This window comes from Vibrio sp. La 4.2.2 (assembly GCF_027586995.1).
Lineage (GTDB): Bacteria > Pseudomonadota > Gammaproteobacteria > Enterobacterales > Vibrionaceae > Vibrio > Vibrio mediterranei.
The window spans coordinates 650,715-666,579 of sequence record NZ_JAPPTJ010000001.1 but is presented as its reverse complement, the minus strand read 5'-3'; the positions used below and the strand labels follow the sequence as shown (position 1 = coordinate 666,579).

At 42.7% G+C, this 15,865-nt stretch carries 17 protein-coding genes; 7 read left to right on the top strand and 10 right to left on the bottom strand.

Annotation, left to right across the window (positions count from 1 at the left end):
- Positions 1–112: 112 nt before the first annotated feature.
- Together aspT and OH456_RS03015 are read right to left on the bottom strand one after the other, a co-directional pair.
- Positions 113–2,002: an aspartate-alanine antiporter gene (gene aspT, locus OH456_RS03020; RefSeq protein ID WP_270032764.1), complete on the bottom strand. Its 1,890-nt coding sequence runs from the start codon at positions 2,000–2,002 to the stop codon at positions 113–115.
- Positions 2,003–2,147: 145 nt separating this feature from the next.
- Complete coding sequence (locus OH456_RS03015) at positions 2,148–3,533, bottom strand: glutamate decarboxylase (protein ID WP_006070210.1); 1,386 nt, start codon at positions 3,531–3,533, stop codon at positions 2,148–2,150.
- Positions 3,534–4,253: 720 nt separating this feature from the next.
- Here OH456_RS03015 and OH456_RS03010 point away from each other — a divergent pair.
- From OH456_RS03010 to OH456_RS02990, 5 genes are all read left to right on the top strand, one after another.
- Positions 4,254–5,105 carry an efflux RND transporter periplasmic adaptor subunit gene (locus OH456_RS03010; RefSeq protein ID WP_006070208.1) on the top strand — a complete coding sequence of 284 codons (852 nt, stop codon included), beginning with the start codon at positions 4,254–4,256 and terminating at the stop codon, positions 5,103–5,105.
- Positions 5,105–6,949 carry an FUSC family protein gene (locus OH456_RS03005; protein WP_270032762.1) on the top strand — a complete coding sequence of 615 codons (1,845 nt, stop codon included), beginning with the start codon at positions 5,105–5,107 and terminating at the stop codon, positions 6,947–6,949. Before OH456_RS03010 ends, OH456_RS03005 begins: the two co-directional genes overlap by 1 nt.
- A 72-nt stretch (positions 6,950–7,021) precedes the next feature.
- Positions 7,022–7,975, top strand: a complete 954-nt coding sequence (locus OH456_RS03000; protein WP_006070206.1) for a DUF3187 family protein — start codon at positions 7,022–7,024, stop codon at positions 7,973–7,975.
- A gap of 109 nt (positions 7,976–8,084) precedes the next feature.
- On the top strand, positions 8,085–8,525 hold the full coding sequence (locus tag OH456_RS02995; protein WP_051868401.1) for a hypothetical protein: 441 nt from the start codon (positions 8,085–8,087) through the stop codon (positions 8,523–8,525).
- Positions 8,526–8,544: 19 nt separating this feature from the next.
- Positions 8,545–8,775, top strand: a complete 231-nt coding sequence (locus OH456_RS02990; protein WP_006070204.1) for a hypothetical protein — start codon at positions 8,545–8,547, stop codon at positions 8,773–8,775.
- A gap of 45 nt (positions 8,776–8,820) precedes the next feature.
- On the opposite strand, the gene OH456_RS02985 is transcribed toward OH456_RS02990, so the two are convergent.
- Positions 8,821–10,053: a patatin family protein gene (locus tag OH456_RS02985; RefSeq protein ID WP_006070203.1), complete on the bottom strand. Its 1,233-nt coding sequence runs from the start codon at positions 10,051–10,053 to the stop codon at positions 8,821–8,823.
- 306 nt (positions 10,054–10,359) lie between these two features.
- Between OH456_RS02985 and OH456_RS02980 the strand changes: the two genes are divergently transcribed.
- Complete coding sequence (locus OH456_RS02980) at positions 10,360–10,854, top strand: potassium channel family protein (protein WP_231896665.1); 495 nt, start codon at positions 10,360–10,362, stop codon at positions 10,852–10,854.
- Positions 10,855–10,902: 48 nt separating this feature from the next.
- Here the strand turns inward: OH456_RS02980 and OH456_RS02975 are convergent, their stop codons facing one another.
- From OH456_RS02975 to OH456_RS02955, 5 genes are all read right to left on the bottom strand, one after another.
- Positions 10,903–11,355: a copper chaperone PCu(A)C gene (locus OH456_RS02975; protein WP_006070201.1), complete on the bottom strand. Its 453-nt coding sequence runs from the start codon at positions 11,353–11,355 to the stop codon at positions 10,903–10,905.
- Between the two features lie 25 nt (positions 11,356–11,380).
- The gene (locus tag OH456_RS02970) at positions 11,381–11,992 is read right to left on the bottom strand and encodes an SCO family protein (RefSeq protein ID WP_006070200.1); all 612 of its coding nucleotides are present in this window, start codon (positions 11,990–11,992) and stop codon (positions 11,381–11,383) included.
- Positions 11,989–12,414 (bottom strand): hypothetical protein, encoded by a 426-nt coding sequence (locus OH456_RS02965; RefSeq protein ID WP_031494475.1) that lies wholly within the window; start codon positions 12,412–12,414, stop codon positions 11,989–11,991. The genes OH456_RS02970 and OH456_RS02965 overlap by 4 nt, the downstream gene beginning before the upstream one ends.
- Before the next feature lie 103 nt (positions 12,415–12,517).
- Positions 12,518–12,958, bottom strand: coding sequence for a DUF1499 domain-containing protein (locus tag OH456_RS02960; protein WP_031494477.1), 441 nt, complete (start codon positions 12,956–12,958; stop codon positions 12,518–12,520).
- 89 nt (positions 12,959–13,047) lie between these two features.
- Positions 13,048–13,452, bottom strand: a complete 405-nt coding sequence (locus tag OH456_RS02955) for a PPC domain-containing DNA-binding protein (RefSeq protein WP_006070197.1) — start codon at positions 13,450–13,452, stop codon at positions 13,048–13,050.
- Between the two features lie 133 nt (positions 13,453–13,585).
- Here OH456_RS02955 and OH456_RS02950 point away from each other — a divergent pair, with 133 nt between their 5' ends.
- Positions 13,586–14,134, top strand: a complete 549-nt coding sequence (locus OH456_RS02950) for an acyl-CoA thioesterase (RefSeq protein WP_270032761.1) — start codon at positions 13,586–13,588, stop codon at positions 14,132–14,134.
- 48 nt (positions 14,135–14,182) lie between these two features.
- Here the strand turns inward: OH456_RS02950 and maiA are convergent, their stop codons facing one another.
- Positions 14,183–14,845, bottom strand: a complete 663-nt coding sequence (gene maiA, locus OH456_RS02945; protein ID WP_088877724.1) for a maleylacetoacetate isomerase — start codon at positions 14,843–14,845, stop codon at positions 14,183–14,185.
- A gap of 2 nt (positions 14,846–14,847) precedes the next feature.
- Positions 14,848–15,864 (bottom strand): fumarylacetoacetate hydrolase family protein, encoded by a 1,017-nt coding sequence (locus OH456_RS02940; RefSeq protein WP_252039406.1) that lies wholly within the window; start codon positions 15,862–15,864, stop codon positions 14,848–14,850.
- Position 15,865: the final 1 nt, after the last annotated feature.

Here is a 15,865-nt window from a genome sequence, read left to right as displayed (position 1 = left end):
GCTATTTTTGTTAGTGGTTTTATTGAGGAATAACTCGCATAAAAAAGCCCCTTACAAAAGTAAGGGGCTTAATTGATCATCTAGGGTGGTAATAGTTAATGACTGCTACCTATTAGTAGAATAACACCATAAACATACCCATTAAGGTCAATAGGGTATTGGATACCGCATAAGGAACAGTGTAACCAAGCATAGGGATGTTGCTTTTCGCTTTCTCACCTACCATAGCGACTGAAGCAGTACTCGTACGTGCGCCACCACAAACACCTAGGTTTATAGCCGGGTGGAATTTAAAGATATACTTACCAATAAGTGGAGCTAATAGCATTGGAATAGCCGTTGCTGCCGCACCGATTAAGAACAGTTCTGGACCTACGTTTTCAAGGCCAGCCACAAAGCCTGGACCTGCAGAAATACCTACGATAGCAATAAAGACGTTAAGACCAACTGAGTTCATAAACCACTGTGTTGGTTCTGGAAGTCGAGCAAATGTTGGGTGAATTGAACGTAACCAACCTAATACCAAACCACCGATTAGAACACCGCCAGATACAGACAGAGTAACGGGTGCGCCATCGATATTAACAGCTAGTGCGCCTAGTAAACCGAATACTACGATAAAGAGACCAACCCAAACCATATCCGTTTCAGTTGTCGTTCTATCTACATGGCCTACTTCTTTTTCCATACGTGATGTATGTGTTTTAGTACCAGTAATACTTAGTACGTCACCACGATGAATTTCAGTTTGTGCTAGTAAGGGTACTTCTTGACTTGCTGCACCACGACTGATTTTGTTTAGGAACACGCCACGAGCGTAATCTTCATCTGCTAGTGAGACTAATGTGCGGTTAGCGAACTTTTTGTTGGTAACAACTAGGTCTACGGTTTCTAATGGCAGGTTATCAAGCTCCTCGTCCGCTACTTCTGTTAAATACTGTTGAGCGTGTACGAGTGCATCGGTATGACCTGTTAATGCTATAATGTCTTTTGCCGCTAGCGCCATAGTTGGCTCGACATCCACTACTTCACCATTGCGTTTCAGCTTCTCAATGAAGAGGCGTTCTGAGTGGTGTTGAGATTCGAATTCAGCCACTGTCATACCGTTGATATCGTCAGAGATCTCATAGGTACGAGATTCAGAGCGATGCCAAACACGTGAAATACCATCTTCTGGTGTACCTGCAGACATCTCTTTTTCGTAGTCTTTACAAGCTTCTTCAAGGTTAACTCCGAGTAGAGTTGGACCAACATAAGCTAGGATCATGCCAGTACCAATAGTACCGAACAGATAACAGATAGCGTAAGCCACTGGAATTTGGTCTAGTAGCTCTTTAGTATTGCTGAAACCAGATGAGTTGATTGCATCAGTCGCTAGACCGATAGAAGCGGAGATGGTTTGTGCGCCGGCCCAAAGGCCTGCAGCTAGACCAACATCGTAACCAGCAATTTTGGCACCAGCGTACGTTACTGCGAAACATAGAAATGAAATGACTACTGCGAATATCGCTTGTGGAGCACCATTTTTGGCTACACCTCGAACAAATTGCGGGCCGACACCATAACCTACAGCGAATAGGAACATCGTGAAGAACATTGACTTAACTTGTGAAGAGATCGAGATATCAAGCTGACCGATGATAACACCTGCGATTAGCGTACCTGTTACTGCACCTAAGCTGAAGTGACCGAATTTGATTGCCCCTAACCAATATCCCAAGCCCAGGGTGATGAAAATTGCCAATGCTTGGTGTTCACGGAACACTTTTACTACCCACATAGGCTCTGCTTTTGCTGGAGCTTTGATGCTTGTAGTTGAATGTTGAACAGCAGCATGGTTTGTAGTTTGTTCTTGAGCTTGAACATTATTGAACATGTCAAAGCCAGATACGCCGCTATTTGTATCTGTAGTGATATTTCCTGCCAGCATAAATACTGCCAACATACTTAGAAAAATATGCTTAATATATTTAGAAGGAGATAGCCTCATTAGAGTTGCCATTTTAACCTCTGATTACTTAGATTCCTAAATGCAAACCAAAGAACTCCAGAGCCCGGAACAAGAACCAGACTGCTTTGGTACGCAATAATTATTGTGATTAGAGTGCGAGGGGCTAGGGTTACTAGCCCCTCTTTGCTTGAGATGATTAACCGTGGTTAAACGTGCTTGAGCTTTCTTCGTCAACAGAGTTAACGATTGGGAATTTCTCAAATTTCTCGATTGTGCGTTTTAGATCTTGAACGAGTAGATCAACCATGTCGTGACTCACACCGTGACGAACTAGGATGCGCATAATGACCAAATCTTCGCGGTTTGAAGGCATGGAATATGCGGCAATTTGCCAACCACGAGCGCGGATAGCGTCACTTAGGTCAAACAAGTTAAAGCCTGCATCTACGTCCGCTTTTAAGCTAAAGCTCATAGCTGGAATACCACCGCGGCCATCGTAAATGATGTCGAATAAGCCCATTTTGCTTACTTCATCAGCTAGGTATTGAGCTGAGTTGTAGCAAGCGTCGTGGATACGCTTATAACCTTCTTTACCCAAACGTAAGAAGTTGTAGTACTGAGCAACGATCTGACCGCCAGGGCGAGAGAAGTTCAGTGCGAATGTTGGCATGTCACCACCAAGGTAGTTAACACGGAAGATCAGATCTTCAGGAAGATCGCTTGCTTCGCGGAAGACAACCCAGCCCACACCAAGAGGTGCAAGACCATATTTGTGGCCAGATGCGTTGATTGACTTAACACGAGGAATACGGAAATCCCACTCTAGTTCAGGGTCGCAGAACGGTGCGATGAATGCGCCACTTGCGCCATCAACGTGCATTGGTACATCAAGGCCAGTTTCTTCTTGCAGTTTGTCTAGTGCATCAGCAATCGCTTTTACAGGTTCATACTGACAAGTGAACGTTACGCCAAGAGTAGGAACAACACCGATAGTGTTTTCGTCAACACGGGCTAGAACTTCTTCTGGAGTCATTAGTAGACGGTCGCCTTCCATAGGAATTTCGCGTAGTTCGATATCCCAGTACTTAGCGAATTTGTGCCAGCATACTTGTACTGGACCGCAAATTAGGTTTGGTTTGTCAGTTGGCTTACCTTCCTTGCGACGCTTCTCGCGCCAGCGCCATTTCATTGCCATACCGCCAAGCATGGCCGCTTCACTTGAACCTGTTGTTGAACAGCCCATCGTGTTTTCAGGATCTGGAGAGTTCCAAAGATCAGCAAGCATATGAACGCAACGGTTCTCGATTTCTGCTGTTTGTGGGTACTCATCTTTGTCGATCATGTTTTTGTCGATGCACTCGTCCATGATTTTGTGGATGTTACCGTCTACCCAAGTTTGGCAAAAAGTTGCTAGGTTTTGACGAGAGTTACCATCAAGAATAAGCTCATCAGATACTAGCTGGTATGCAGCATCAGGATTTGATTCGTCATTAGGGAAAGTATATTTATCGATGGTTTTGTCTAATAGTTTGTTTGCAAAAACATCATCGATAGCTGCATTATTCTTTTCTTCAAAAGGCATTATATAGCTCCAGATTTATTTAATTGGATAGAACAGTAATATCACTGCGTTTGGTTTTTGAAAAAGCTGTCTCGCTTAAGTCGAATTGAATTATTACCAATTAAATGAATAAAACCATCAATAGAAAATAAAAAGACAATAATCATCGTATTATAAATAAATTGTTGCGCCAAATATCCTTTTTATTTGTCTCTCACTAGAGCCGCTGTGTGAAGTCCAATCATTGATTTACGGCTAATACTAGTTAATTTTGATACGGTCCATATGGTCTGAAATGGTTGGTTTTTTGGGCTTAATTTTATGAAAATCAATGGTTTGAGATTTATATGTAGATTGTTTTTATGTGAATTTTATTGGCTGTGGATTAATTTATCTTCAGTGGATATTAAAATGAATACCAAGTTGATTAATGAAAGTGCTTATAGATTTAATCTTAGCTATTACCGCTGCTTTCATTGTTTATCTATATCAGAAAGTAAAGTTATTTAAGTTAATTCTAAAAACTATAATGGTGTAAAAATGAATGATCATATTATATTTGACTACTTCTACATACCCGGTTTTATGGTGTTGGTAGCAGCGGCAATTGCAATACTAATTGTAGTCAAATACACAATAGGTGGACTATTGAGAAAAGGAAAGATCATGAATCCTTCATTAACAGAACTTTGTTTAGTAATTATTGTTACTGGACAATTACTACTAATAAAGGTGAGCTAAATGAAGTTATTTCGTGTTCTATTACCGACTGCATTAGTGATCGCTGCGGGGGCGACTTGTTATACGTCTTGGGTCGCCTACACCCAATCTCTTTGGACTCGCGATGCTAAAGTTCACGTTGAAATTGCAGAAGTAGCGCCAAAAGTCTCGGGAGAGATAGTTACCGTAGCTGTACATGACAACCAGTTTGTTAATGCTGGTGATTTACTCTTTGCTATTGATGATGCGGATTACAAAAACAGTGTTTCCCAAGCTAAGTATGCAATGTTGAAGGCGGAGGCCGAGCTAGAGCAATCGAAGAACTCTTACCGTCGTGATTCAAGATTGTTGAGTAAAAAACTAGTCTCTGAAGAGCAAGTGATCTCGGAGAAGCTCGCCGTAGCAGCTAATAAAGCCGCTTTAGAGCAAGCAAAAAGTAGCTTGGCTAAAGCAGAATTAGATTTAAGTCGCACTAAAGTGGTCGCACCGCAAGATGGTTATGTAACGAATCTTAACCAACGCCAAGGGAACTACATCAATAAAGGTGAAACCTTTGTTGCATTAGTCGAGAGTGACACCTATTACATTTTGGCCTATTTCACCGAGACAAAAGTAAAAGGCTTGGTTGAAGGGGCGAAAGCTAACATTCGTCCATTTTCATCCGATAAAACATTTGTCGGCAAAATTGAAGGTATTGGTCGTGCGATTATTGATCAGAGTGCCGATAATTCCGGATTAATATCAAACGTTAACCCAACAGTGCCTTGGGTCCGTCTCGCGCAACGCGTACCGGTGCGTATTAGCATCCCTAAAGAAGTCCTTGAAAGTGAGAGACTGATTGCTGGCACAACGGTTTCAGTGGATATTCAGTGATGTTAGCGACGATTGCTCGACAATGGACAAATCCAGAATCGGTGGCATTTGCTTTGCGGTTTTGCCTGGCTGTATTGATGACATGGGGTTTATCGCTGTTAATGGATTCTTCGGCCACGAGTACTTCTATGGCAACAGCCGCGATTATTCAAATCACTGGCAGTCGCGGAGCGAGTATCAAAAAAGCGGCGGCACGCCTTATCGGGACATTTACTGGCGGTGCATATGTGCTTTTTGTGGCCAGCGCTACGCTTATTGACTCTTGGTTGTTTAACTCATTCATTATATTTGGAGTGGTAACAAGTTTAGGTATCGCATCATATTTTCATGGACGTGTGTCCTACATGTTTGCCGTGATGGGGATTACCTTGTCTTTAGTGGGTTTCCCATTGGCAGCGAACCCTGACATGACCAATTTATTTGACCACGTACAGCTTCGTTGTGTTGGTATCTCATTTGGTATTTTAATGGCAATGGTCGCGGCTATGATCATTCCTTATAAAGATGACCAACATGAGTTGTTTTCTGTCAAAAATTATACAGAGAACTTTCTAAGCAATCTGTTTGTTACTGATGAAGATAATGCTACCAAACTGACACGTGCGTTTTTGGTATTTGTGAGCAAAAAGTGGCAGTTGGTCGATGATGAGATATATGGAAGCCGAAACGCTAAGGAGGAAAAACTCAACAGTCGTACTGCTTTTTATGACTCTATCAATATTGGTATCAAAGCCATCGAGTTAAAAAAGCTTGGTGAGGCCATAGCCATTCCTAATGAGGCGTGGGAGGAGTTGTGTAAAGCTAATTTTCGCGTTGATATCAATGAATCATGGATTGAAAGGTGGGGAATTAAAGATATTGACCTGGTCGAGGTGTTTAATGAGCAGGTCGCTTTATTTGCCACACAACTGGATTTATACAAGAGCGAAAACAGTGTATTTGACTACACCAATAAAGATTATGCCAACGATATAGGACGCTTTACCGATGGTTACGTAGTGCTCAACAATATGGTGAGAGCAACCATCACGCTGTTCACGCTTTCATTTATGTGGATTGAGCTGCAATGGGATAGTGGTATGTCGGCAATGATCATGGCTGGAATGATCATCTCGGTGTACGCTGCAAATCCAGGTTCAGAGCAGGCACAAAGTCCAAATATATATGCACAATTCTTAGCTGGTGGTTTTGCGTTTATTCTGACCTTTGGGGCCATGCCAATTGGCTCGCCTTGGATAGTTGCAGTAGTCGGCTTTACTGGCGTGTATTTGGCGGCTTATTGGTTTTGGCAGAGCAAGTCACTACTGAAAGTGGTGTGTATGGTTTCGTTGTTTTCATGGACGAGCCTTGTTCCGTTAACCAGTGCCCCAAGTTATGATTTTGAGAACTTTCTTAATTCTATCGTCGGTAATATCACTGCATTGCTGATTTTGTGGGGGGCGTTCTATTTAATCCCTGCACGTACGACAGCCACAGTGATCAAGAAAGAACTGAATCGATTTATTAATAAATTCAAAGTGACCGATATAGAAAAGAGAAAGTCTTTGAATGTAAGTAACTGGATCCTAGCATCCTATGCTTACTTAATTAGCATTTCAGATTTAGTGAGTATTAATAGACTGTTATATCTAAAAGCGCTACAGAGTGTCATTAACCATGAAGAGCTTGAACCTGAAGAGCGAGAAATTCTTCTTTCCTCAATTGATAAAAAATTCTTCGATCTGGGAAGTAATCAAATATTCTCAAACTTGATGGACTATAAGGCGACAACAGCTGCGAAACACAATTACCGTTGGTTCGTTCTGTGCGATAGATATAATGCTTTGAAAGCTCAAGGTCATTAGAAAAAATATAATTTAACTATCATTTTAATTTCTCAGTTAATTTTCTGAGAACTATATATATCAGAGGTTATGATGAAAAACATTCTCATAGGCCTAGTGATATGGACATTATTAGGTACCAATTATGCAATGGCAGAAGATATTAAATCATCGCCATTAAAAGTAGATGCTCAAGCTCCAGTACAGTCATTAGGGCTGGCAACACAACTTCGTAGCGGTTTTACTAATGATAAAACCGAACTGTTTGCAACGTACAACTTCGGCAGCGTTTGGATCACCAGTGATGATATCCAAATGGATTACTACCAAAATAGAATAACGACGGGGGTGCAATGGTCACCCGCAGATAAGATACAGCTTGAGCTACGCTATCAGTTTGCGTGGGCCCATAATAACCATTTAGATAGTTTGGTGAAGTCATTCCATAATGCTGCTGGACTGAAGCTTGATGGGCGTGACGAAGTCGAAGACGATAGCTTCAACGTCGATAGCGATACCTATGGTGTTCATAACAACAACTTTGAAGGCGATACGCTGGAAAGCGCCGTGTCGCTGTATCTTCAGTATTCACTTTATGAATCTGAACATCAGGCATTGGCAATCGGTGGGTCGCTATATTACAACAATAAAAGTGATTACGAATTCTCATCAGGTGGCTTTGAACAAAACTTACAATTGAATTGGTCATACGCAAAAAGTGGACACTCTATTTATTCGACGTTAGGAGTAGTTCATCATGCCGATAAAAATATTGATGATGATCTGTATTTCAAAGAATTCACTTGGGAAGGTGCAATTGGTTATGGTTATCGATTCCTTTCTAACCATGAAATTATTGCAGAATATCATTTATATCAAGGTGCGTTAAACCAGACGGCTTTTTCAGAAAACGTCAATGAAGCGACCCTAGGTTATCGTTATTATTGGGATAATACCATATTAGAAATATCGGGTACCGAGAACTTGTTTAATATGGATAACTCTACAGATATCGCCTTCACCTTAGGGGTGAGACATTATTTTTAAACTCAGTTAAACAAGGCTTAATTGACGTTTAAAGAACCTTCACTGTTAAGTGAGAACAAAGCATGAGAAATTAATCTCATCGCACAACATGACCACAAGAGAACTTATTATGTTTAAATATCTACTACCTGTTTTAGTCGTTTTTTCATCTGGCGTCTACGCAGAATCACTTCAGCACATGTCTGATGTGAACCATAACAAACAAGAAATGGCGACAGCAATGAAAGGCATCCAAGAAGTTAAGCTTTCTGATGATGTATATATTGTAAGTAATACTCAGAATGGCTTTACCATTACTGACAGTGTGGATGAACTTTCTGCAAAGTATCGTGATACCTACATTACGGCAGATCAAGCGAAAGCCAACAACTTAGAAAAAGTAAAAACATTCACTGTATACAGCGAAGCAAACTTTGAGAACCTAATTAAAAAAGTAGAGAGTCAAGTATCTAAAGATGCTCCTGATTTCTTTTCTGTAGACCTATATCAGAACAGCATCGGTGACATTGAAATCACAGATTACGTTGCTCGCGTTGTCGAATACAAATAATTTTTAGAAGAGGTTAGCCATGTCAATGCAACATACAAAATCAGCGACACATGAAAAAATGATGCGCGAGTACGGAAACGAAGTCGAGCACAAACACAACAAAGATCATTTAGCTTTCCAAGACAAAGAAAGCAATGAGCATCGTCATCTTCATGGTGGCCACAATGTGCATAAACCCACGCACCACCATCATAAAACAGCGCACCATAACACTCATAAGCGTAACCACACTGAAGCTTCTGAGGAATAAAAAAAAACCGCTCGATAAGAGCGGTTTTTTTTAAGTGATAAAATACTAAGGAGATTGGCGAATCAATGGGATTTCATTAACCCAAACTTTTTCGCTGGTTGCTTTTTCGTAACCATAGTCGTATAAAGATTTAAGAAATTCAGGGTCGAAAAACTTACCGTCCTGAGGCTTTTGAGTGTAATCCTCATCGACAAAAGTTAAGAACAACTTTGCGCCTATTTTTTTGGAGATGTACATTTCCCTAAACACATCACCTCTAGTTTGGGCGAGTATTAAATTATCTACACTGCGAGCTGCCAAACTGACAGTATCGTCCTCGATGAACTTGAACTCAGTTCTTAATCGTCCGTTACGGATGATGTAAATATGCGGAGGTTTTGCATATCCGAGTGCCTTGGTCACCTTGGTGAAATCAAAGCCCACTGGGTCGAAGAATAGTTGACTGGATAAGCCACCATCCACATGCATCTCTTCTAAAGACTGACCGTTGTACTTAACAGGAATGAACTGTGGGGGAAAGACTCCAGGTATGGATGAACTAGCTGCAAGAACCTGATGAATAATGTCTTTTTTATTGGGTAGATCACTGGTAGCGATACGTCCTATGTTCCAGATCATCTGTCTGCCAGAGTCAAAGTGAGTAGTACCAATCAACATACGTTTGCCCGATTGGTGCGCTTTTGCAATTTCCTCTATAAATTCATCATCAAAGGTTTTCTGAACCATTTTGTAGAAGTTGTCTCCCTCAGAGAATGCGTCTCCAAACAGAATCTTAAAAATACTGGTTCCACCTAACATCATGTCATCGTTCAGGCCTAACATGACCGTTTTGAGTTCGTCGTACTTGTCACCGCCAACGAAAACAAATGGAGCAATTAAGGCGCCAGCACTAACTCCCGTAATCAGAGAAAACTCAGGCAGTTCCCCTTTATCCTTCAAGCCATTAATCACGCCAGCACCATAGGCACCTCTAGGACCACCACCGGAAAGTACGAGAACATTGAAACGATCACCAATCACTTTTGGCGCATCTGGTGCGTTCTTCAAAAGGTCGAGGTTACCCTTATCGTCATAATTCTCCTTTAGTACTTTAAGGTTTTTCGGTATTTGGTCTCCCCAAATGCGATATGGTTCATTAATAAGGCTGACGGCTTCATCTCTGGGGCCGATTTTCGCCTGTAAATAGTTTGATTCATTAACACGAATGGTACTGTCGTGGGGACTGCTGCTACACCCAACGACAAGCGCTGTTAACACCAATATAATTGGTAGACGCATTGGCAACTCCGTTTGCTTATTACTATTCTAATTTGTTAGGGGACATTCTTTAGATTAGTACCAATATTCAGTTATTTACAAAAAATATTAGCTTGCTATTCACTGAATAGTGGTGATGACGATTTAGACAATCATATTGGGGTAGCCATGCGATCAATCAATGAATCTAACAACTTCATTTTTTTCACACTTTCTCTCATTCTTATTCTGATTATAGGTGCTCTTTCGCGTGAGCTCCCCGGCGATGATCTTGACTTTTTGTTGAAGCCTGTAGTGTTAAACAGTTTTGTTATTTGTTTGATTAGTATGAAGTTTTCAAAAGGTTGGTATATATACTTGGTTAGTGTCAGTATCATGATGCTTATTGCGATCCTTACTCACACCTTCTTTGATAGCGGACACGCAAATGTTGCGATGTTAGTACTGATGTTGGCGTTTTTCTATGGTGTGTTTCAGTCGACTGCTCATCAGATTTTGCTTTCTTCCGAGATTGACAACAATAAGTTAGTGGGTTCCATTGCCTTGTTCTTAGTGATGGGGCTTGGTTGGGCTGCGATTTATTTGTTGCTGATTAATTTTAACCCAACAGCAATCAATGGGATTGAGCACTCAGATAAATGGGGAAGTAACTTCTCAGTAGTGACTTACTTTAGCTTTGTCACATTAACCACACTGGGTTATGGCGACTATAGCCCTAACAGTCCACTTGCAGAGGTCGCGGTATACTTACAGGCGATTACGGGTGTGTTCTATATGGCTGTAGTGGTGTCTAGTTTAGTGAGCGCAAAGAAGGGGCATTAATTTATCAGAATGAAGGCCAACCCTCTCGTGGCGTTGGCCTTTTAGTTCTTAGTGATGAGCGTGTTTCTTCATGCCTGACATGACTTTTTTCACTGGCACGGTTAATACTTGAACTTCACCATTAGCAAAGGTCAGCTCAACATTAATGGTCTCACCTTCCTTCATTGGTTTCTCAACGTCTAGCAGCATTATATGCAAGCTGCCTGGCTTAAGGATGGTCTGACCGTTTGCAGGTACAGTAATACTCTTCACTTGACGCATCTTCATGACGTCGCCGTCCATAATAACATCGTGCAGTTCCACGACAGATGAAGCTTGTGACGCCGCTTCTACAATAACGCGATCTTTATCGCCAGTATTCTCGATGGTAGCAAACACGGCGCTGGTGGTGGCGTTGGGTGGCGTTGCACGTGCATATGCGTCGTTGACGTCAATAGCTGCGTGAGCCATAGATAGCGGTGCTAGAGCAAGTAGAGGAAGTATCAATTTGTTGAGCTTCATGGTTTAGTCCATTGTTGTCGTTAGTTTATCCCTGAGCATTGATGCGTTTGATGGCTTCAACGATAGGAGCAGGAGTTAAAGTATGCGGTACTTTTTCAATAAGCGTACCGTCTGGGCTTAGGAAATAGAAATATGAGCTATGGTCGAGGGTATAGCCTAGTTTGGAATCTTCCAGCTCTGTTTTGCGAAAGATGACCCCATATTTGTGAGCGAGTGGTTTAGTGACCTCTAAAGGTGCTGACAACCCCTCAATCATAGGATGGAAATACTGCGCATATTCAGCAGAGGCTTCTGCCGCATCCCGCTCCGGGTCAAGGGAAACAAACATGGGTCTGAGTGTTTGTTTGGTTTCATCGTCGATTTGATTCAACGCTCCAGCGAGCATGGCGAGCGAGGTAGGGCATACATCGGGACAACGAGTAAAGCCAAAGTACACAATGCGAGTTCTAGGATCAGCTTGATCAAAGATGGCGACAGGTTTACCACCTTCTCCAAAAAGTACGGACTCAGACACTTGCGCCAACTGATCCAATTCAGCTTGATGCAGTAATGACTCATTATGCTTGTCCACTAGTAATTTAGCACCAAAACCTAAAGCAAATGCCCCAACTAGTGCGCCAATCCAGAGTTTTTTCATCGTGCCGTCATCCTTACCGCTGCCTTAATATCGCTATCACCGTTGGAGACGGTGCCGTACCATGTCATTGAATCTTCAGCACAGACGGGCAAGATGATTTCGCCTTGGTACACATCAGGCTTGATCATTTCTAGCTGAAACTTTACCACTCCCATGTTCATCTCTTTTCCCTGCAATGAGATGTTCAAATTAGGTGCGTCAGACTCTGGCCAAAATACTTCGACCGTAATAGGTGTTAGAGGTGTGACGCGTGGTGAGTCTACCTTCATTTTGACTCCCTGCTGTTCGCACACTTGCTGTGAAAGCATGCAGTAATCGGTGAGATCAACATCAGCAGAAGGTTCGTGTTTTAGCAGGTTAGGAATAAAAAAACCTGCGCCTAAAGCGAGAGCGACAAATAGGACTTTTACTTTATTGTTCAAATTGTTAATGCCCCAAATCTTAATGTAATCGCATCCTAACATATTTTAGAATCTCGGCTGTGCGATGCAGCAAACTTTTACTAGAGGTTACCGAACGGCAGGACTACTCGTTGTAGAGAGTACTAAACTGATTGTAACGCTCTCGATTCAATCCCTTGTCGCTGTATCCTGTTCGCGATTGAGAACGGTAATGTAAAAGACCACTATTCGTGTCGAAATACAGTTCGACGTCGTCGTTGTACTTCATCGTCGGTGTGGTGAAAACAACATGCAGGTAGTTGCCGTCGTCTTCTTCGATCTTATTACCACCCATAGTGCTGAGCACAGAGACTACTTTTTGTTTGGCTGAGTCTAGGTCTTTGAAGCTCAGTGCATCCACTGATTTTTCTGGGTCATCAGTTTGTGATGAGACTGCATTAGGTGTGGAAGGCATAGGGGCGAATTTGCCATTGTGTATACCGAGGTAAGAGGGGGCATTACTGTTTTTGTAAAACATGTATCCAACGAGTACAACGAGTAGCGTGATAATGATTTTAGCGATCATGAATGTTCCTTATATTTGACTCAATCTTAGCAAAGCTTTGCCTTAGTATAATCCACTAATAGATATTACGTTGGATGTGGCTTTTACGGTTAATCCTTTGAAATAACGTGAAGTTCGGTATACCCAGTTGTTTTGTCTATCTCACGTTCGAACACCAGTTCTGGATAACAATGCACAATGAGCTCCGCTGTCGTATCAACGATGCTCTCCTCTAAGAGGTGTCCTCCCAATACATTGCCTTTGCTGTCAGCGACAGAAATGTGCACATGTTGATGCTCAGGCGTCAGAGTTCCCATCACAGAGACAATTTCAAATGGCTCAGAGCGTTTAAGAGTGTGCTCTGCTCCTGCTAAACGCATAGATATTTGTGACAGGCAACCGACGCATGAGGCAATGGAACCCGCTTGGATCTGGTGTTCAGCAACCAGCTTATGCAATGCTTGTTTCAAATCAGTTCCGCGAGTGAGGCGCACAGCAATTGGCGATATCGTCATTGTTCAATCCACGATTTGTAAAATCTTAATGTTACAGGTATTGATTGCCATAGTTAACGTTATGTTCACAAAAATAAGAGATATTAGAGTAAAACCTCCAAATTAGGTCTATGTTTATAGGTCAATCAGTAATATGAGTAACCCTATGTACCCTTTTTTCCGGTTGGCAAAAACCATTATTCAATCAAAAAAGCAGCCAACACTTTCCTACACACAACAAGATGAAATCCAATTTCGCTGCCACCCATGGGATATCGATCTATTTCTTGAGCTCAACAATGGCCGCATACTAACCTTATATGATCTCGGACGTACGGCGTTATCTGTAAAATGTGGCTTGATGTCGACGTTAAAGAAAGAACGTTGGGGACTAGTCGTTGCAGGCAGCTCAGTCCGTTATCGAAAGCGCATCCACATGTTTGATAAAATCACCATGAAAACCCAATGCGTCGCAACAGATGACAAGTGGTTTTACCTCGAACAGTCTATGTGGGTGAAAGGCGAGCCTTGCTCATCGGTTTTGATTCGAGCGGGTGTCACATCAAAACAAGGCATCGTTGCGCCGCTTGATGTAGTGGATGCCGCAGGCGTAAGTCCTGCAGACAACGAAACGCCACAATGGGTACAGGAATGGGTCGACTCTGAGCAGCATCGACCTTGGCCGCCATCTAATCTGGCCTAATTTATTGAATAGCAAAAAAAGACCAGCATTTGACGCTGGTCTTTTTCATTAACTGGCATCGGGTTGCCTTTCTGGCTCTGCGGCAACAAAAGCTGGATGTTCACAAAGTTTCGAACAAATTGATGTAATGATTGGAAACGGGCTCATGTCTACGCCAAACCGCTCTGCGTTGTAGAGCTGAGGGACCAGACAAACATCTACTAAGCTGATGCTATCACCGACACAATACTCTCCATGCACATCGATGAGCTTTTTCTCTAGTGCATGAAAACCAAGTTCAATCCAATATTGCATCCATTCGGTTTTACCCGCCTCACTCAAATCAAAGTCTCGACTGAGCTTTTGGATAACGCGTAGATTATTGATGGGATGTAAATCGATAGCGATGTCTTGAGCCAATGCAGTAACGAGATAACGTTCGCGGCCTGAAACGGGCGTTAACCGCGGCCGAGGAAAACGTTCGTCTAGGTAATCTATAATGGTGAGAGACTGATTCAGTACCAGTTTTTCACCATCAAAATCATTATCGACCAGCGTCGGTACTAACTCGTTGGCATTGAGCTCTGCATACATGGCGTGATGTTGCTCTCCGCCATCTTTAAGCAGATGAATAGGCATGGATAGGTAAGGTAACTGCTTCAGGTTTAAAGCAATTCGTACCCGATAAGAGGCAGACGAGCGCCAATACTCATACAGAACAAATTGAGTCATGGTTAATCCTTGTATGCTTCCACCACCTGTTCAATGGAACCGAAGATGGAGTGGCCGTTTTTATCGAGCATTTCCAACTTAATCGTGTCACCAAAATGCATAAACGATGTGCTTGGTTTTCCATCTCTTATGGTCTCTATCATGCGCCGCTCTGCAATGCATGAATAGCCGACGCCACCTTCTTCGATAGAGGTGCCATATTCTGTCCCTTGCTTGTTAGAGACGGTGCCAGAGCCAACGATAGTGCCAGCTGACAAAGGACGAGTTTTAGCAGCATGAGCAACCAATTGGGCAAAGTCGAATGTCATGTCGGTCCCAGCGTTAGGGTGACCGAAAGGTTCACGGTTGTAGACAGAAACAAGCGGTAAATGCACTTTGTTATCTTGCCACGCATCTGCTAATTCATCAGGCGTGACTGCAACGGGAGAGAACGCCGAGGATGGTTTCGATTGAAAGAAACCAAACCCTTTAGCGAGTTCTTGTGGGATAAGGCCGCGAAGCGAAACATCATTGACCAGCATCAGCAACTGAATAGCGTCAGAGGCTTGTGCGGTCGAGCAACCCATTGGGACATCGCCGGTCACAACTGCAACTTCGCCTTCAAAGTCTATGCCCCATTGTTCGCTTGCCATGACGATGGGATCTCTTGGGGCGAGAAATGCGTCCGAGCCACCTTGGTACATCAACGGATCAGTCCAAAAGCTTTCTGGTATTTCTGCTCCGCGGGCTTTACGAACCAGTTCGACATGATTGACATAGGCTGACCCATCCGCCCATTGATAGGCCCTTGGCAATGGTGATTCGCACTGGTTTTGGTCGAATGGCATAGCTTGAAGCAAGATCCCTTGATTGAGTCCCAAGTACACCTCTTCCAATAGAGGTTTGGTCTGTTGCCAGTTGTCGAGTGCGAATTGCAATGTGTTCGCGATATCAGGCACTGCAATACACTGTGATAAGTCACGGCTCACGACGACGAGTTGGCCGTCGCGAGAGGCATCTTTTAATGTGGCTAACTTCATA